Origin of the sequence: Mycolicibacterium sphagni (assembly GCF_002250655.1) — a bacterium.
Taxonomy (GTDB): Bacteria; Actinomycetota; Actinomycetes; order Mycobacteriales; family Mycobacteriaceae; genus Mycobacterium; species Mycobacterium sphagni.
This window is the reverse complement of record NZ_NOZR01000009.1, coordinates 163,633-179,187: the sequence shown is the minus strand read 5'-3', so window position 1 is coordinate 179,187 and position 15,555 is coordinate 163,633. Positions and strand designations below refer to the sequence as shown.

The 15,555-nt window shown below is 65.2% G+C and carries 19 protein-coding genes and 1 tRNA gene; 13 read left to right on the top strand and 7 right to left on the bottom strand.

What is annotated here, in order from left to right; genetic code table 11:
* Positions 1 to 457 precede the first annotated feature (457 nt).
* On the top strand, positions 458 to 1,096 hold the full coding sequence (locus tag CG716_RS13180) for a porin MspA (RefSeq protein WP_094480156.1): 639 nt from the start codon (positions 458 to 460) through the stop codon (positions 1,094 to 1,096).
* Between the two features lie 63 nt (positions 1,097 to 1,159).
* On the opposite strand, the gene mscL is transcribed toward CG716_RS13180, so the two are convergent.
* Positions 1,160 to 1,615 carry a large-conductance mechanosensitive channel protein MscL gene (mscL, locus tag CG716_RS13175; RefSeq protein ID WP_094480154.1) on the bottom strand — a complete coding sequence of 152 codons (456 nt, stop codon included), beginning with the start codon at positions 1,613 to 1,615 and terminating at the stop codon, positions 1,160 to 1,162.
* Positions 1,616 to 1,734: 119 nt separating this feature from the next.
* Between mscL and CG716_RS13170 the strand changes: the two genes are divergently transcribed.
* The gene (locus CG716_RS13170; protein WP_094480152.1) at positions 1,735 to 1,944 is read left to right on the top strand and encodes a hypothetical protein; all 210 of its coding nucleotides are present in this window, start codon (positions 1,735 to 1,737) and stop codon (positions 1,942 to 1,944) included.
* A 1-nt stretch (position 1,945) separates the two neighbouring features.
* On the opposite strand, the gene CG716_RS13165 is transcribed toward CG716_RS13170, so the two are convergent.
* Positions 1,946 to 2,599 (bottom strand): SAF domain-containing protein, encoded by a 654-nt coding sequence (locus CG716_RS13165; RefSeq protein WP_094480150.1) that lies wholly within the window; start codon positions 2,597 to 2,599, stop codon positions 1,946 to 1,948.
* Positions 2,600 to 2,667: 68 nt separating this feature from the next.
* On the opposite strand from CG716_RS13165, the gene CG716_RS13160 reads away from it, so the two are divergent.
* Positions 2,668 to 3,918 (top strand): sensor domain-containing phosphodiesterase, encoded by a 1,251-nt coding sequence (locus CG716_RS13160; protein WP_133066933.1) that lies wholly within the window; start codon positions 2,668 to 2,670, stop codon positions 3,916 to 3,918.
* Here the strand turns inward: CG716_RS13160 and CG716_RS13155 are convergent.
* Positions 3,915 to 4,244 carry an FmdB family zinc ribbon protein gene (locus CG716_RS13155; protein WP_094480146.1) on the bottom strand — a complete coding sequence of 110 codons (330 nt, stop codon included), beginning with the start codon at positions 4,242 to 4,244 and terminating at the stop codon, positions 3,915 to 3,917. The genes CG716_RS13160 and CG716_RS13155 overlap by 4 nt on opposite strands.
* A 169-nt stretch (positions 4,245 to 4,413) precedes the next feature.
* The gene (locus tag CG716_RS13150; RefSeq protein WP_094480144.1) at positions 4,414 to 5,019 is read right to left on the bottom strand and encodes a 5-formyltetrahydrofolate cyclo-ligase; all 606 of its coding nucleotides are present in this window, start codon (positions 5,017 to 5,019) and stop codon (positions 4,414 to 4,416) included.
* Positions 5,020 to 5,082: 63 nt separating this feature from the next.
* Here CG716_RS13150 and CG716_RS13145 point away from each other — a divergent pair, with 63 nt between their 5' ends.
* From CG716_RS13145 to CG716_RS13125, 5 genes are all read left to right on the top strand, one after another.
* Positions 5,083 to 6,003, top strand: a complete 921-nt coding sequence (locus CG716_RS13145) for a UTP--glucose-1-phosphate uridylyltransferase (RefSeq protein WP_094480142.1) — start codon at positions 5,083 to 5,085, stop codon at positions 6,001 to 6,003.
* A 49-nt stretch (positions 6,004 to 6,052) separates the two neighbouring features.
* A complete protein-coding gene (gene glp, locus CG716_RS13140) occupies positions 6,053 to 7,309 on the top strand; it encodes a molybdotransferase-like divisome protein Glp (protein ID WP_094480140.1) in 1,257 nt (418 codons plus the stop codon).
* A 16-nt stretch (positions 7,310 to 7,325) separates the two neighbouring features.
* Entirely contained in the window at positions 7,326 to 7,979 is a 654-nt protein-coding gene (locus CG716_RS13135; RefSeq protein WP_094480275.1) for a GNAT family N-acetyltransferase, read from the top strand.
* 146 nt (positions 7,980 to 8,125) lie between these two features.
* Entirely contained in the window at positions 8,126 to 9,184 is a 1,059-nt protein-coding gene (sepX, locus tag CG716_RS13130) for a divisome protein SepX/GlpR (RefSeq protein WP_094480138.1), read from the top strand.
* 51 nt (positions 9,185 to 9,235) lie between these two features.
* Positions 9,236 to 9,311: transfer RNA gene (locus CG716_RS13125), tRNA-Ala, on the top strand.
* Positions 9,312 to 9,369: 58 nt separating this feature from the next.
* Here the strand turns inward: CG716_RS13125 and CG716_RS13120 are convergent.
* Positions 9,370 to 9,984: a TetR/AcrR family transcriptional regulator gene (locus tag CG716_RS13120; RefSeq protein WP_165774135.1), complete on the bottom strand. Its 615-nt coding sequence runs from the start codon at positions 9,982 to 9,984 to the stop codon at positions 9,370 to 9,372.
* A 115-nt stretch (positions 9,985 to 10,099) separates the two neighbouring features.
* Here CG716_RS13120 and CG716_RS13115 point away from each other — a divergent pair, with 115 nt between their 5' ends.
* Complete coding sequence (locus CG716_RS13115) at positions 10,100 to 11,017, top strand: NAD(P)-dependent oxidoreductase (protein WP_165774134.1); 918 nt, start codon at positions 10,100 to 10,102, stop codon at positions 11,015 to 11,017.
* 36 nt (positions 11,018 to 11,053) lie between these two features.
* Here CG716_RS13115 and CG716_RS13110 read toward each other — a convergent pair whose 3' ends face one another.
* Positions 11,054 to 11,434: a helix-turn-helix domain-containing protein gene (locus CG716_RS13110; RefSeq protein ID WP_234817831.1), complete on the bottom strand. Its 381-nt coding sequence runs from the start codon at positions 11,432 to 11,434 to the stop codon at positions 11,054 to 11,056.
* Positions 11,435 to 11,889: 455 nt separating this feature from the next.
* Here CG716_RS13110 and CG716_RS13105 point away from each other — a divergent pair, with 455 nt between their 5' ends.
* On the top strand, positions 11,890 to 12,270 hold the full coding sequence (locus CG716_RS13105; protein ID WP_133066931.1) for a hypothetical protein: 381 nt from the start codon (positions 11,890 to 11,892) through the stop codon (positions 12,268 to 12,270).
* A gap of 49 nt (positions 12,271 to 12,319) precedes the next feature.
* Here CG716_RS13105 and CG716_RS13100 read toward each other — a convergent pair whose 3' ends face one another.
* Positions 12,320 to 13,204: a helix-turn-helix domain-containing protein gene (locus tag CG716_RS13100; protein ID WP_094480132.1), complete on the bottom strand. Its 885-nt coding sequence runs from the start codon at positions 13,202 to 13,204 to the stop codon at positions 12,320 to 12,322.
* Between the two features lie 150 nt (positions 13,205 to 13,354).
* Here CG716_RS13100 and CG716_RS13095 point away from each other — a divergent pair, with 150 nt between their 5' ends.
* The 3 genes from CG716_RS13095 (at position 13,355) to CG716_RS13085 (ending at position 15,512) form a co-directional block, all read left to right on the top strand.
* The gene (locus tag CG716_RS13095; protein WP_094480270.1) at positions 13,355 to 14,239 is read left to right on the top strand and encodes an aldo/keto reductase; all 885 of its coding nucleotides are present in this window, start codon (positions 13,355 to 13,357) and stop codon (positions 14,237 to 14,239) included.
* 63 nt (positions 14,240 to 14,302) lie between these two features.
* Complete coding sequence (locus CG716_RS13090) at positions 14,303 to 14,704, top strand: (R)-mandelonitrile lyase (protein ID WP_207760668.1); 402 nt, start codon at positions 14,303 to 14,305, stop codon at positions 14,702 to 14,704.
* Positions 14,705 to 14,813: 109 nt separating this feature from the next.
* Complete coding sequence (locus CG716_RS13085; protein WP_094480128.1) at positions 14,814 to 15,512, top strand: alpha/beta fold hydrolase; 699 nt, start codon at positions 14,814 to 14,816, stop codon at positions 15,510 to 15,512.
* Positions 15,513 to 15,555: the final 43 nt, after the last annotated feature.

Sequence of the window (15,555 nt, the reverse complement as noted above, 5' to 3'; positions counted from 1 at the left end):
TGACGAACGGGATCCAGATGAGGGGCGCGAGGACGCGGACCGCGAGCAGTGGTTCAGGGATAACGTTCCGCCGCACCACCATTGATGATCAGCAGGTGCTGGTCGGGCGGCTTTGCTCGTGGCGCTCTCCGGAGTCAGGTACACGCCAGCGTGGCGAACTCGCGGGTCCTGGCGTCCGTCCGGCCTATGTCGCAACTGATTCCGGTTAACCGCGGCTTGCCTCTCAGCAAACTTCCCCACGCAAGCACCGTTTCGGCACACCGTGACGGCTTGCGTTGCCGCCCAGATGCCATCCCGTTATGTTCCTCCTGTCAACGATGAGCAGAGCGTAAGAGCAGGGTGTGAGGACTCTCATTGAACTGCTGAGCGCCGTGTGCGGTGTCAGCATGTTGGGACCCGAGCACGAACCACACACTCGGTGAGCCCACGGGTCACCGTCGACATAGCTAGGGAGAACATGAAGGTAATCGGTCGGGTGCTGGTGGCGATGATCGCCGCCGTCGCGGCGCTGTTTGTCGGGACAGGCACCTCACACGCAGGTTTGGACAACGAGCTGAGTCTGGTTGACGGCGGTGGCCGCACCATGACGATTCAGCAGTGGGACACCTTCCTCAACGGCGTGTTCCCCCTGGACCGCAACAGGCTGACTCGTGAGTGGTTCCACTCCGGCAAGGCCGTCTACAGCGTGGTCGGCCCGGGTTCGGACGAGTTCGCGGGCACCTTGGAGCTGGGTTACCAGGTCGGCTTCCCGTGGTCGCTGGGTGTGGGCATCAACTTCAGCTACACCACCCCCAACATCCTGCTCGACGACGCGAACATCTCCCCGACGGGCTTCAACCCGCTGGGCTCGGTCATCACCCCGAACCTGTTCCCGGGCGTGTCGATCAGCGCTGACCTGGGCAACGGCCCCGGCATCCAGGAAGTCGCCACCTTCTCGGTGGACGTCTCGGGCCCCAACGGCTCGGTCGCCGTGGCCAACGCCCACGGCACCGTCACCGGTGCCGCCGGCGGCGTGCTCCTGCGCCCGTTCGCTCGCCTGATCTCCAAGGCCGGTGACAGCGTCACCACCTACGGCGAACCCTGGAATATGAACTGATTCCCTAAGCACGTCAACAAAATGGCCCCCGGCTCACGCCGGGGGCCATTTTGTTGCGCTACGTCAGTCTCTGTCGGCGCTCGTCGTCTCTGCGGTGTCGGGGCTGGGGCCGGTGCCCGGACCGGTGACCTTCTTGGGCGTTCCGCTCGCGTCGGCCAGGAGATCGCGGATCTCGGTCAGCAGACTCAGCTCGGTGTCGCCGGCCTGCTCGACCTCGCCCTTCTTGCGAAGGCGGTTGTAGGGCACGACGACGAGGAAATACACCACCGCGGCAACAAGGACGAAGTTGATCACCGCCGACAGCAGGACGTTCAAGTCGATGACCTGTCCACCCCCGATGGCGATGCGCAGGATGCCGTGATCAGAGTTCTTGCCCGCCCCGATTCGGTTGATCAGCGGCTGGATGATGCTGTCGGTGAACTTCGTGACCAATGCGGTGAAGGCGGTACCGACGACGACCGCGATCGACAGATCGACGATGTTTCCGCGAGAGAGAAACTCCTTGAAGCCCTTCAACACGGTATTTCCCCTTTCGATTGGAGCATTGCCCCGAGACCTCGAAGGGTAATACGGGCCGGGCGGGGCGTCTGCGGAGCTGTTAGCTTGGCTGCAGACGGAAAGGCGGAGGTAAAAACACCATGTGGATTCGCGCGGTCGCGACAGCAGCCTTGTTCGGTGCCCTGGCGGTGGGTGGCGGTATCGCCGCGGCCGCACCGACCCTCACCCCGGCTCCCGGTCCGCCGAAGACCTCGTCCTCCGATGACATCGCCGACATGGTGATGGATGCGATTCAGAACCAGGGCCCGCCGCCCACCGCGCCGGTGCCCCCGCCGCCGCCAGCGGGATAGCTCAGTGGATCGTCAATGTGACGGTCTGCACCAACGTGGCTGCAGCCAGCGAGTGCGCGGCCGCGGCCGGCAGGGCCACCAGCACCACGCGATCGTCACCGGCTCCCGCAGCCTTCTGCTTCGGGGACACCAGCACGACGATGGCGTCGGAGGCCACCAGCGTCGGCTTGGCGTTGTTGTCGGCGTCCGCCGCGCCCGTGACGTCGACGATGTCGCCGGGTCTGATCAGGTCGAGTACTGCCGCGTCGGTGAGATGCAGTGGCACCACCCGCGCATCGGGTCCGGCGCTGAGGCCGGCCAGACGTGAGCCGAGCACTCTGGCGTCGGTCAGCACCTCGCCTCGCCGCGCCGGTCCGGCCAGAGTGGCTCCGACAAGAGCCTCGATGCCCGTCTGAGCTCCATCGGGAACTGTTGTAGCCGAACGCTTTTCGAGCTTGATGTCGGCGGTGGACAGTGCCGTGCCCGGACTGAGATCGTGGGTGGCCACCACCACATCGGAGCGTTGATCGCCGGGATCTGGTCGCAGCGCGGCGACGCCGGCCAATACCACCAGCCCGCCGGCGACGACTCGTCGTGCCAGCAGCGTGCGGGTGACATCCGGGCGCAGCATCTGCCGAACTCGGTTCGTCAGCGTGGGATTGAGCGACTCACTCATGCGGCGACGGTAACTGGGCATTAGCTGTCAGGCCTTCGCTCGAGCGCAGCTTGTGGATAAGCAGCGGCGTGCGGCGCATATTTCCCGTTTCGACGTTCTGGAATGCCTTTGCCTGTACCTTCTGTAACAGCAGTTACGGCGCCTGGGCGGTTGAGAAGGAGGCGCGGGGCATGAACGCTGATCAGCTTCTCGCGCGTAACCTCTTGTCCGCGCTGTCCAACGGTGGGGTGGAGCCGTTCTTTCAGCCGATCGTGTCTTTGGACGACGGACATATCCTCGGGTTCGAAGTGCTTGCCCGGTGGCGAGATCCGGTGGAGGGCTTCATCAGCCCGGACCGGTTCATCCCCATCGCCGATCGCTTCGGTCTGCTGGATCGCCTGCTCGATCAATTGATGCGAACGTCATTTCTGGCCGCGACGGAGTGGCCGCACAACCTGTTCCTGGGGTTCAACGTCTCTCCCCTGCAGCTGCGGAATTCTGAGTTGGCGACAAGGATCGCCAGGGCGGCGGCCGACACGTCATTTCCCTTGAGCCGCGTGCATATTGAGGTGACGGAGTCGGGCTTCATCGATGACTTGACGCAACCGCGACGGACGCTCGACCGGCTCATCAACCTCGGCTGCATGATCGCCATGGACGACTTCGGCACCGGCTATTCGAGCCTCACATGGCTCAGCTCGCTGCCATTCTCCAAAATCAAGATCGACTCCAGCTTCGTCATGGCGATGCACGAACATCGCCAGAGTCGCAAGATTGTCGCCGCAGTCGTCGGTCTGGGCCACAGCCTGGGGCTGGCCGTCGTCGCGGAAGGAGTGGAGACGGCCGTGCAAGCCGATCTGCTCAGAGGGATGGGATGCAAACTCGCGCAGGGCTATCTGTTCGGCCGGCCGACGCCCGCCAATCAGGTGCGGGAAGTCTTAAGCGGCTGCGTGTCGTCGCCCGGTGTTGCCGATTCGTCGGTGCCGATGTCGCTGGAACTGCGCGCCCACCGGCTCGCCGAGGCGTATGACTCCGACGCGGCGATCGCATTCATGGATGCGACAGGGAGGGTCGTCGCATCGAGTACGGCCTTCGACCGGACGATGGACGTCGGCACGGGTGAAGCGGCCGGACAGCACATCTGGAACCTGATCGCAGTCACGCCGGAGACATTCGCCGAACTGCGCGCGACCGATCTCCTTGATGAGGAGTTTCCAGAATTGGAGACCACTGCAAACGGGTCGATGGCGCGCATCCTCATCCGTCCGGTCAAGGACGAGAGCAGCGAATTACTAGGCTATTCAGTCGAATTCGGGGCGGCGGCCGGCCAGCAGGTCTAGCTGGAGGCCGCTGCGGCCGGCGCCGAGCTGCTGGAGCTACTCGAACTCGACGAACTCGAGGTGCTGGACGACGCGTCGCTGGAACTCGCCGCCTTCTCCGAGCTCGACGACGACGGAGACGACTCCGACTTGCTCGTGCTCTTCGAGGAATCACGGCTGTCGTTGCGGTAGAAGCCGCTGCCCTTGAACACCACGCCGACCGAGTTGAAAAGCTTGCGCAGCCGACCGGCGCACTGCGGGCAGCTGGTCAGCGCGTCATCAGTGAACGCCTGCACCGCGTCGAAGCGGTTGTCGCACTCGGTGCACGCGTAGCTGTAGGTCGGCACATGAACCTCCGGGACGAAACTTTGGTCTTTAGCACTCTACCGTGCCAAGTGCTAGAACCGCCATCTGGCACGTATCATTCCCCGTACCGCGCCCAGGGAAGCGGCAGGAACAAAATGCGGCAAAAAGGATTCGAGGGGGCACGCTCGGGTGCATCGTAGGCCGATGGCCTCACAACGGGCCAGCCAGCGCGAACAGTCCCTGTTTGGGGGTCACGACATGGGTTACCCGGATGTCGTGTGGCTCGCTGGGCAACTCGTCGACAACCTCCTCGTCGCGCACCACCGCGACGAGTCTGGCGCCGGGTCGGCACAGTGCCAGCGAGCGGTCGTAGAACCCGCCGCCGCGCCCGAGTCGCACCCCGTTGCGGTCCACCGCCAACGCGGGAACCAGCACCACGTCGGCCTCGGCCACTGCGGAGCTCGGCAACCACGGCTCGGCAGGCTCGAGGAGCCCGAACTGTGCGGCCACCAGCGCGCCGGGCACGTAGACACCCCAGAGCAGAGCGAGCGGCCGGCCGTCGGCGCCCGAACGGGTCACCGGCAGCAGCACCCGGGCGCACAGCTTGCGCAGCCGGTCCACCATCTCCGGCGAGCCCGGCTCGGTGCCCACCGGCAGGTAGGCGCAGACAGCGTCGTCAGGACCGACGATCTGGGCGAGGTGGTCGCTCAGCGCCTCGGCCTCGGCGGCCCGGATCGAATCGGGTACCGCGCGTCGCGCCGCAAAGAGGGCTTCCCTGTGTTGGGCTTTCGTACCGGCGAGCACGCTGTCCACCATGTCAGCGCGCCAGTCGATTGCGCCAGAGTGAAGGGCCAAGATGATGCCGATAGGGTGTGAACGATGACGCCGCCAGAGGTGCCGATCCCGCGGACGGCGATCGTCCCCGCAGCCGGGTTGGGCACACGTTTCCTGCCCGCTACCAAGACCGTCCCCAAAGAGTTGTTGCCGGTCGTCGATACCCCGGGCATCGAGCTGGTCGCCGAGGAAGCCGCTGAAGCCGGCGCCGAGCGGCTGGTGATCGTCACCTCCGAAGGCAAAGACAGCGTGGTCGCGCATTTCGTCGAGGACCTGGTGCTCGAGGGCACGCTGGAGGCCCGCGGTAAGAAGGCCATGCTGGAAAAGGTGCGCCGGGCGCCGGCTTTGATCAAGGTCGAGTCGGTGGTGCAGCACGAACCACTGGGCCTTGGCCATGCGGTGGGGTGCGTGGAAGCGGTGTTGTCACCGGACGAAGACGCGGTAGCGGTGCTGTTGCCCGACGATCTGGTGCTGCCGACGGGCGTGCTGGAGACGATGGCGAAGGTGCGCGCCAAGCGTGGCGGCACGGTGCTGTGCGCGATCGAGGTGTCGGCGGACGAGGTCAGCTCCTACGGCGTCTTCGACGTCGAAACCTTGCCCGACGCGGCCAACCCGAACGTGCTCAAGGTCAAGGGGATGGTGGAGAAGCCCAAGGCCGAGGATGCGCCTTCGCTGTTCGCCGCCGCCGGTCGCTACCTGCTGGACCGGGCGATATTCGATGCGCTGCGCCGGGTCGACCGTGGGGTCGGCGGAGAGATTCAATTGACCGACGCCATCGAGTTGCTGATCAAGGAAGGCCACCCGGTGCATGTCGTGGTGCACCGCGGCTCTCGACACGACTTGGGAAATCCCGGCGGCTACCTCAAGGCTGCGGTTGACTTTGCCTTGGATCGTGACGACTATGGCCCGGATTTGCGGCGATGGTTGGTGGCGCGTCTAGGCCTGGCCGGCAAGTCCGAACAGTAGGAGCTGCGGCGGGCCCGCGCGACTGGGGCTCGAAGCAGAAAGGCGCGCGGTGCGTTCGGTAGAGGAACAACAGGCCAGGGTGGCGGCGGCCGCGGTGGCGCCGCGGCCGGTTCGGGTGCCGATCGCCGAGGCCCAGGGCCTGATGTGCGCCGAGGAAGTGATCACCGAACACCCGCTGCCGGGTTTCGACCAGGCGGCTATCGACGGTTATGCCGTGCGCAGCGTAGATGTTCAAGGTGTCGGCGCCGATCCCGACGACGAGTCGGGCGACAGCCAGATCAGTCTGCCGGTCATGGGCGTCATCGAGGCGGGTACGCGCACCCCCAGTCGTCTGCAACCCAAACAGGCTGCCCGGGTACAGACCGGCGCGCCGATGCCCACGCTCGCCGATGCGGTGCTGCCGCTGCGCTGGACCGACGGCGGTCAGGCGCGGGTGCGGGTGCTGCGTGGGGTGCGGTCGGGGGCGTACGTACGCCGGGCCGGCGACGACGTCCAGCCCGGTGACGTGGCCGTTCGGGCCGGGGCCATCATCGGCGCTGCGCAGGTGGGCTTGCTGGCTGCCGTCGGCCGGGAGCGGGTGCTGGTGCATCCGCGCCCGCGGGTGACCGTGATGAGCGTGGGCGGCGAGTTGGTCGACATCTCTCGTACGCCCGGCAACGGGCAGGTCTACGACGTCAATTCGTATGCGATCGCCGCCGCGGCACGGGATGCCGGGGCAGAGGTGAGCCGCGTGGGCATCGTCAGTACCGACCCCAAAGAGCTGCGCGAGGCGGTGGAGGGTCAGCTCAATCGCGCCGAGTTGGTGGTGATTGCCGGTGCCGTGGGCGGGGCGGCGGCCGAGAGCGTGCGCACGGTGCTGTCGAAGCTGGGTGAGATGGAAGTCGCGCGGATCGCGATGCACCCCGGGTCGGTCCAGGGCTTCGGTCAGCTGGGGCGCGAAGGGGTGCCGACATTCCTGCTGCCGGCCAACCCGGTGAGCGCGCTGGTGGTCTTCGAAGTGATGGTCCGTCCGTTGATCCGACTGTCTCTGGGCAAGCGACAGGCGATGCGGCGTGTCGTGCAGGCCCGCGCGTTGTCGCCGATCTCGTCGGTTCCCGGCCGCAAGGGTTTCCTGCGCGGGCAGCTGATGCGCGACCAGGACACCGGCGAATATCTGGTGCAGGCGCTCGGCGGCGCGCCCGGTGCCTCGTCGCATTTGTTGGCGACACTGGCCGAGGCCAACTGTTTGGTGGTGGTACCCACCGAGGTCGATCAGGTCCGGACCGGAGAGGTCGTCGATGTCGCCTTCTTGGCTCAACGCGGCTGAACCGCGGACCCGCACCGTGAATCTGTTCCGTAACAGTTCCCTACATCCGGGCTGGCCGGCTCCGGTCGGCCCGCTTAGGGTGGAGGCCGGTGTGATTCGGCTGCGTCCGGTGCGGATGCGCGATGCGGCGCTGTGGAGTCGCATCCGGCTGGCCGATCGCCGCCATCTCGAACCATGGGAGCCGACGGCTGAGGTGGATTGGGCTGTGCGGCATGCGGTTTCGTCGTGGCCGGCGGTGTGCTCGGGACTTCGCGCTGAAGCGCGCAAGGGCCGGATGCTGCCCTACGTGATCGAGCTCGACGGGCAATTCTGCGGTCAGTTGACGATCGGCAACGTGACGCATGGCGCGCTGCGCTCGGCCTGGATCGGCTACTGGGTGTCCAGTGCGGTCACGGGCAGGGGAGTGGCAACCGGCGCGCTGGCACTGGGGCTCGACCACTGTTTCGGGGCGGTCACCCTACATCGGGTGGAGGCCACGGTGCGCCCGGAAAATGCGGCAAGCCGGGCGGTGCTGGCCAAGGCCGGCTTCCGCGAGGAGGGACTTCTCGAGCGCTACCTCGATGTCGACGGTGGATGGCGAGATCACCTGCTGGTGGCGATGACGGTCGAGGAGATCGAAGGCTCAGTGGCGGGTCGGTTGGTGCACCAAGGGTTGGCGCAGTGGGCGTAATCGCAGCGCGTGCTTGTTACTAATGTGACATTTGGGGCTGTTGGTGCTTGTCATTGGCAAATTACAAGTGTGTAATTGACTGCGGCGCGCCGTCTCGGGTTGCGTAGGTCACGGACCTAGCCTGAACGGGAAAGGAGCAGGCCACCATGCCAAGCATCCCCCAGTCATTGCTCTGGATTTCGCTCGTGGTGCTGTGGTTGTTCGTGTTGGTCCCGATGCTCATCAGCAAGCGCGAAAACGTCCGCCGCACTAGCGACGTCGCGCTTGCCACCCGAGTTCTCAACGACGGCGCGAAATCACGGCGGTTCAAGCGCAGCGGGCCATCGGCCGGTCATCGGCACGACCCCGACTGGCAGCCAGAAGAGGACCAGTTCGACGAGCTGGACTCCGACGACGAGGCCGCCCCGTCTCGTACCCGCCAGGTGGTCGTGGTGGCTGCGGTGGCCGTGGAAGCTGAGCCTGACTACCTCGACGTCGATGTGGTCGACGAGGATTCCGGCGCGCTTCCCGTCGGTGGCGGGGCGCAGCCCAGCCTGTTCGACGAGACCCCGGCTCCGGTAGTAGAGACACCGGCCCCGGTAATAGAGGAATCGGTCGTCGAGGAAGACGAACCCGAGGCAGTCCCCGAGGCTGAGACGACCAAAGAGTTTGAGGCGATCGCCGAGGACGAGCTGCAGGACGCCCAGGACGGCACGGCCGACGAATACGAATATGTCGATGACACGTCAGGTCTGGAGGCCGAGGACGAGCCGGCGACGACCGCGACGCCGCGGGCGAGCCGGCCTCGGCGCACAGAGTCCACGACGGCCGCTGCGGTCAGCGCGCGCAAGTACCGGTTCCGCAAGCGGGTATTGATGGCGATGGCGGCGATCATGGTGATCACCGCTGTGCTGTCCTTCACCGTCAGCGCGGACCTGTGGTGGCTCTGCGGCACGGCGGGCGCGGTGACCGTGCTGTATCTGGCCTATCTGCGTCGTCAGACCCGGATCGAGGAGCAGGTGCGCCGGCGTCGCCAGCAGCGGATGGCGCGCTCGCGGCTTGGCGTGGAGAACACCGAGGACCGCGAGTTCGACGTGGTCCCGGCGCGGTTGCGCCGCCCCGGTGCGGCGGTGCTGGACATCGACGACGAGGACCCGATCTTCGAGCACCTCGACGAGGTGGCGTTCGCTCGGCACTTCGACCTGCCGCGGGCGGCCGGCCAGTAGGTCGCCGGTTTCGGCCAGGCCGTCTCGGGCTGGTAGCCTGCTACGGACCAAGGGGCTATAGCGCAGTTGGTAGCGCGTCTCGTTCGCATCGAGAAGGTCAGGGGTTCGATTCCCCTTAGCTCCACCACGTTTGAGCAGTTCAGCAGGGTATTACCCCGCTAGGCCTCAGGGGGCAGCCCCCGTCGTCAGTCATCACGCGACTGTCGCGGGGCGGGTGCCTCGATGAGACTCTGGATACCGGCAGCGTAGTAGTCGAGTGCCGTTGCGCCGACCAACTCACTTGATGGCGCATCGGCGAGGGCGACGCTCATCAGCAGGCCGCCTATCTGCGCGGCGACGAGTTGAGCACGCAGACGCGCATCGGGGCCGTGTAGACGCGCGGCAAGCGGGGCGATGATGTGTTGGGCGGTCGCCTGTTCCAGATAACGGCGCACTTCGGGTCGGTCCAGTGCGCCGAGCAACGCCGCATATAGCCGCAGTATCGAGCCGTCCGCCTCCACCACTTTCTCGAGGATCTGCCGGCCAAGCGTGGCGAGGGGGCCTTCGACGAGGCCGCGGAACTGCGGATCGACGGCGACAACTTCAAGGAACAGTTTTTCCTTTGACCCGAAGTGGCGGATCACCACAGCGGGATCGCTGCCCGCAAGGCTGGCGATGTCGCGCACCGAGGTGTGACTGAAGCCGCGCTCGGCGAACAGGGTCCGCGCTGCACGTCGGATCGCATCAGGTGTGGCGGACGAGCGTGGGCGACCTGGTCCGCGTTTGGGTGCGGCGGGCTGGGTGCTCGCGGACGGCGTCATGCACATGAGTGTCGCCGACGCGAATGATTTAATCAACGCTGTTGACAGAATCAGCGATCCGAGCGCAGAGTCTGAGTTGACGCTGTTGGCAAAAGCTTGGAAACAGGAGATTCGAATGTCGAAGCAGGCACACGGTGAAGCGGAACGCAATCGCTCGCTGCGCGCAGGAGTCGTGGGCTTGGGCATGATCGGCGGTGGAGTCGCGGTCAGCCTTTCCCGGCGGGGTCGTATCCCGACCGTGTATGACGTGCGTCCTGGGGTTTCCGACGACCTCGACGGCGTTCCCGCACAGTCGGCCACCATCGCCGAGGTCGCCCGCGACAGCGACGTGGTTCTGGTGGCGGTCCTGACCGCCGACCAGGCACACGAAGTGATCGCTGGGGAGGACGGCATCCTGTCGGCCGCGCACCTCGGGTTGACCGTAGTGCTGTTGTCCACCGTCAGTGTCGAGGTCGTTCGCAAGTTGGCTGCGCTATGTGAAGACGCGGGGGTTGCGTTCCTCGATGCCGGCGTGACCGGCGGGACGATTGCGGCCGAGAACGGACTGACGGTCATGGTGGGCGGTCCTGACGACGCCGTTGAATATGCACGTCCGGTTTTGGAAGACTTCGCCAAGCTCGTCGTGCACTGTGGCGGCCTCGGAACCGGCATGGTCACCAAGCTGGCCCGCAATGCTTTGACCTACTCGATGTGGGCGGCGGTACGGGAAGCCGCCTCCATCGGCCAGGCCGGTGGTGTGCCCCTTGACCGGTTGTTGAAGGTCCTGCAGAACACCGATGGCGGCACCTCGCCGCTGACGCTTCTGCAGCTCCACGCGGCCGGGATCGAGGTTCCCGCGGAGCGGGTCGAATCGGCGGACGCGTTGGCACAGAAGGATCTTGCGGCGGCCCAGGAGTTCGCTGAGAGCGTCGGCCTCGATGTGCCCATCGTGGATATCGTTCGGCCTCGGATGCGAGCGGTCTACAGTGGCGAGCTACCTGCGGCCCGCAAACAGCCCGCAGGATCTCCGCGCCATGCCGACAGCACTCAATGATCCGTCAGTCGCGTCGTTCGGGACGAAGATGCTGCATTACGAGTCGCCATTTTCAGTGTCTTCGTCGACGCGCTTTGGCCGATCGTCGAGAGTGCGCTGTAGTTCGGCGTTGATGGCATTAGCCTCGGCGAGTTGATCTTCCAGGATGATGATGCGGCACGCCGCGTCAAGCGTGATGCCACGGTCGACGAGTTCACGCGCCCTCGCCGCAATTCGGAGTTGATACCGGGAGTAGCGGCGGTGTCCGCCTTCGGAGCGTTGAGGTATCAGCAGCTTCGCCTCATCGAGGCTGCGCAGGAATGCTTGCGTGGTTCCCAGAATTTGGGCGGCGCTGCCCATGTTGTAGGCGGGGTAGTCCTCGTCATCGAACTTTTCGTTCGGGCTGCTGTCACCAGATTTGTTCTTTGCGGGAGTCACAACGCCTTTCGAGGCCGGCGGGGCAGCGGGTGATTCAACACGTGCCTGACCTTGCCCATGATGAAGGGCCGGCGGCCCAGTGATTTGATTGCGATTTCACTGGGGCGCCGGCCCTGAGGAGATAACTACCATCTTTCGACACTGCTTTGAGAACGCGGCATCGGCCCGATACTGAACAATCCGGGCGATCCGACGGTGGCTCCTCCTTTCCTTCACCTGATGAGGGGTACTGCGCGTGCGGGTACTGCTCAACTACACGGCCACCGAACGATCGTGCTGATCGGTTCCGTATCTTGTCCTTCACTTGTACTGACTTCACGGGTAGTTCATCATCTCCCGCGCCAACATGACTGCTCTGCTTACAGTCGATACTCTAACGACGGCAGCCCCATTTGTCTACAGTCAGCACAATAGATTTTCTCTAGTCTTCAGACGGAATGTTCTACGATCCCGACATGGCTTTCATCGACCCTGGCGCCGTCGGCGCTGACACGATCCTGCGACACATCGACACCGAAGCGGAGTCCGTCAGCATTGAAGTGACGCTGTACCTGCCCTGGGGTGTGGCTACGGGCATCACGGTGCCCAGCTCGTACTTCGGGCACTACGTCGCCCACTTCTTCGCCAAAAATGACGCTGCCGATGTTGCTGGCCGCATCGCCGCGCTCGAAGCTGAACAGGCCAGCGTGTTCCTCCACCTCCGCAAAGCCCGCTGCTACGTCGCAGGCACCGTTGTCGAACACGACTCGCTTCGCATTCGCCTGTCCGACGTTTCGGCATGGACCATCGCCGGCGTCAAAGAACCCGTCGCGCGCACATCGCCGTCAATTTCCTGACCTGGCCAGACAATTGATGCGGTTGACCAGTTCAGGTGGTCACAGACCGTCAGGCTTCCGTCGCAGACGGCGCGACCTCGGCGTTCCAGCTAGCCAGCAGCATGATGGCGTCGTGTTCGGTCGAGCCTGGGGGAGGTGTGTAGACCATCAGGAGTTGGTCAGGGGCCGCGTCGACGTGGAGGTCTTCGAACGGAAGCGTGATTTCGCCGAGGAGTGGGTGTCGAAGTGTCTTGATGCCGGACCGGTGTTCTTTGACATCGTATGCGCCCCAAAGGATTCGAAACTGTTCGCTGCGGGTGGAAAGCTGGCCGATGAGTTCGATCAACGCGGGGTCGTCGGGGTCTCGGCCTGCCTCGGTGCGCAGTAGTGCGACGTTGTTGCTGGCCATCTGCTCCCAGTTGGGCCAGAACTCTCGCGAGCGAGGCTCGTTGAGGAACATGAAGCGGGCCACGTTGGGCGGCTGGACGGGATCGTCGAAGATCGGTGCGTAGAGCGCCCTGCCGAGCTCGTTCGTGGCGATGATGTCGAGTCGGCGGTTGAACACGAACGCGGGCAGGTGGTCCAGGCCATCGAGGAGCACTTGGATGCCGGGACGAACGGTGTCATGGGACCGGGTTGGGCGGCGTTTCCGACGGCCGGGGCCGACCGCGTCGATGAGACGGATGAGGTGAGCCCGCTCGTCAGCATCGAGGTGCAAGGCGGTGGCGATGGCGTCGATGACGCCCGGTGAAGCGCCGGCGGCGTTTCCGCGTTCGAGCCGGATGTAGTACTCGGCGCTGATACCCGACAGTAGGGCGACCTCTTCACGGCGCAGGCCCTTGACGCGACGGTTTCCGCCGTAGGTGTCCAGACCAGCCTGGTCGGGTGTGATGCGGGCGCGGCGGGTTACGAGGAAGTCGCGGATCGCCGCCCGTGCCTCCCTGTTCTCAGCCATGTCGACCAGCGTAGGTGCGCCATACCGGGGGTGGGGGTCCCTGCCGATACCCCCTCTCGACTGACCCTGGTTGCCACGTCGTCGCGGCGGTTGACTCGTCGTCGAGACGGTCGCCATTCACAGGCCGCGACAGAGTACGAGGAGTATGTGATGCAGACGGCGCACAGTTCGATTCCGACCGTTTCCCTGAACGACGGCACACTCATCCCGGCGCTCGGGTTCGGCACTCTGGCGATACAACCGGACCGCAAGTCCACCCCGGCCAATATCGCGACGACCGCCGACATCGTGGGGCAGGCGCTGCGGGCGGGATACCGTCACATCGACACCGCGCAGGCATATGGCACCGAGGCCGGCGTCGGGCGGGCAATCGCAGAGTCGGGTATCCCGCGCGACCAGCTCTATGTGACCAGCAAGCTCGCCAACGCCAATCATGGACCTGATGACGTGCGGCGCTCGTTCGAGGCGACGTTGGCGGATCTCAGCCTGGATCAACTGGATCTGTTTCTCATCCATTGGCCGTTGCCCACGCTCTACGGCGGCGATTACGTGTCGACGTGGAAGGCGTTGACCGAGTTCGTCGCCGACGGTCGGCTCCGCAGCGCTGGTGTTTCCAATTTCCAGCCCGCACACCTGGACCGCATCATTGGCGAGACGGGCATCGCGCCTGCGGTCAACCAGTTCGAACTGCACCCGTACTTCGCCAATCATGTTGCCCGCGAGGCCACCACGCGATACGGCATTGCAGTTGAAGCGCACAGCCCGCTCGGGCACAATCGCGAGCCGCTGACCGATGCGATGATCACCCGCATCGCCGACGCTCACGGCAAGTCCACCGCCCAGGTCATCTTGCGCTGGCACATGCAGCACGGCGTCATCGCAATCCCGAAGTCGGCCAGCCCGCAACGAATGACCGAAAACATCAACGTCTTCGACTTTGAGTTGTCGGGCGAAGAGATGGCAGCCATCGACGGGCTCGATCGAGGCGCGGACGGGCGCGTGGGTCCCAACCCCGACACCTACGAGGGTGTGTAGCGGCGCGGACTGCGCTGTGGACGACGACAATCAACATGAGCGACAACAGAAAGCTGAGACGGAATGGCTATGGAAATCTCTCGCGGCGACACGCGTCCGCCCGCCGCCGGACCTGAGGACTACTTCACCGGCGAGGTGCAGGTGCAGCCACTGTTCGGCGCGAACGGAAACCGCAACGTGGGTGCCGGACAAGTCACGTTCACCGCGTGTGCTCGTAGCGCCTGGCACACCCATCCAGCCGGACAAACTCTCGTCGTCACGGCGGGAACCGGGTGGGTGCAGGAGTGGGGCGGTGACAAGCAGCAGATCAACGTCGGAGACGTCATCTGGACACCGCCAGGTGTCAAGCACTGGCACGGTGCCACCCCCGCCGGTGCGATGACACACCTCGCGATCACCGGTGACCTCGACGGCGAGGTCGTCGAATGGCTGGAGAAGGTCACCGACGACGAATACCGTGCGTGAGCTGAGCGGCGACGGGTGAAGAGGCCCATGTCGCTACCCGGGACACTGAAATCCGAACGCGCCCAGACGGTCCGGGACAGATGACGAGGCTGCCTGCAACGATGGGCTGATGGACGTCCCGACTACGCGCTGGATGCTGCTGCATGGCACACCGCTCGATCCGTCTGTCTGGGATGCGGTTCGTGGCCACCTGCCCCTCGCCTCGATCGCTCCCGATCTCAACCGGGAATTCGTCTCCGGCGGCCTACTCCAACAGCAGCTCGCCGCGGCCGTGCTCGCCGATGAGCCAGACGGGCCACTGGTGGTTGTCGGACATTCGCTCGGCGGTCAGGTCGCGTTGGAGATGGCGCTGTTGGCACCGCATCGCATCGAGCGGTTGATCCTCGTGTGCACCCGAGACGGACCGGCACCGGAGTTCGCCGGTGCCGCAAAGGCATTGCGCGACGGCGCAGGCATCGACGTCGAGGCCGGCATTCACCGGTGGTTCACCGCTGACGAAATCGCCGACGACGGTCCGGTGGTGCGTGACACCCGGCGTCGTCTCAGCGCGGTGTCACCGCTGGCATACGCGACCACGCTCGAAGCGCTGGCATCCTACGATCGCCGCGCTCACGTCGCATCGGTCCAGGCTCCGGCCGTTGCACTCTGCGGGAGTCTCGATCTGGCCTGCACGCCGGAGGTGATGACGACCCTTGCCGGCGATCTGCCGCATGGCAGGTTGCGGGTGGTCGACGAGTGGGCGCACATGTCTCCGTTCGTCGACCCCGCCGGCTTCGCCCGCCTACTGCTCGACGCCGCCGTCGACTGACGTCAGGTTGCCGCAGGAGAACAAGCGGTGCGCCTGGAGTAAA

What these genes read in the sequence shown, in the direction of transcription:
- CG716_RS13095 (WP_094480270.1), top strand. Translation starts at nt 13,355, where the DNA reads ATGCAGACGGCGCACAGTTCGATTCCGACCGTTTCCCTGAACGACGGC.
- sepX (WP_094480138.1), top strand. Translation starts at nt 8,126, where the DNA reads ATGCCAAGCATCCCCCAGTCATTGCTCTGGATTTCGCTCGTGGTGCTG.
- CG716_RS13120 (WP_165774135.1), bottom strand. Translation starts at nt 9,984, where the DNA reads ATGACGCCGTCCGCGAGCACCCAGCCCGCCGCACCCAAACGCGGACCA.
- CG716_RS13090 (WP_207760668.1), top strand. Translation starts at nt 14,303, where the DNA reads ATGGCTATGGAAATCTCTCGCGGCGACACGCGTCCGCCCGCCGCCGGA.
- CG716_RS13170 (WP_094480152.1), top strand. Translation starts at nt 1,735, where the DNA reads ATGTGGATTCGCGCGGTCGCGACAGCAGCCTTGTTCGGTGCCCTGGCG.
- CG716_RS13105 (WP_133066931.1), top strand. Translation starts at nt 11,890, where the DNA reads ATGGCTTTCATCGACCCTGGCGCCGTCGGCGCTGACACGATCCTGCGA.
- CG716_RS13115 (WP_165774134.1), top strand. Translation starts at nt 10,100, where the DNA reads ATGTCGAAGCAGGCACACGGTGAAGCGGAACGCAATCGCTCGCTGCGC.
- CG716_RS13145 (WP_094480142.1), top strand. Translation starts at nt 5,083, where the DNA reads ATGACGCCGCCAGAGGTGCCGATCCCGCGGACGGCGATCGTCCCCGCA.
- CG716_RS13150 (WP_094480144.1), bottom strand. Translation starts at nt 5,019, where the DNA reads ATGGTGGACAGCGTGCTCGCCGGTACGAAAGCCCAACACAGGGAAGCC.
- CG716_RS13100 (WP_094480132.1), bottom strand. Translation starts at nt 13,204, where the DNA reads ATGGCTGAGAACAGGGAGGCACGGGCGGCGATCCGCGACTTCCTCGTA.
- CG716_RS13085 (WP_094480128.1), top strand. Translation starts at nt 14,814, where the DNA reads ATGGACGTCCCGACTACGCGCTGGATGCTGCTGCATGGCACACCGCTC.
- CG716_RS13165 (WP_094480150.1), bottom strand. Translation starts at nt 2,599, where the DNA reads ATGAGTGAGTCGCTCAATCCCACGCTGACGAACCGAGTTCGGCAGATG.
- CG716_RS13180 (WP_094480156.1), top strand. Translation starts at nt 458, where the DNA reads ATGAAGGTAATCGGTCGGGTGCTGGTGGCGATGATCGCCGCCGTCGCG.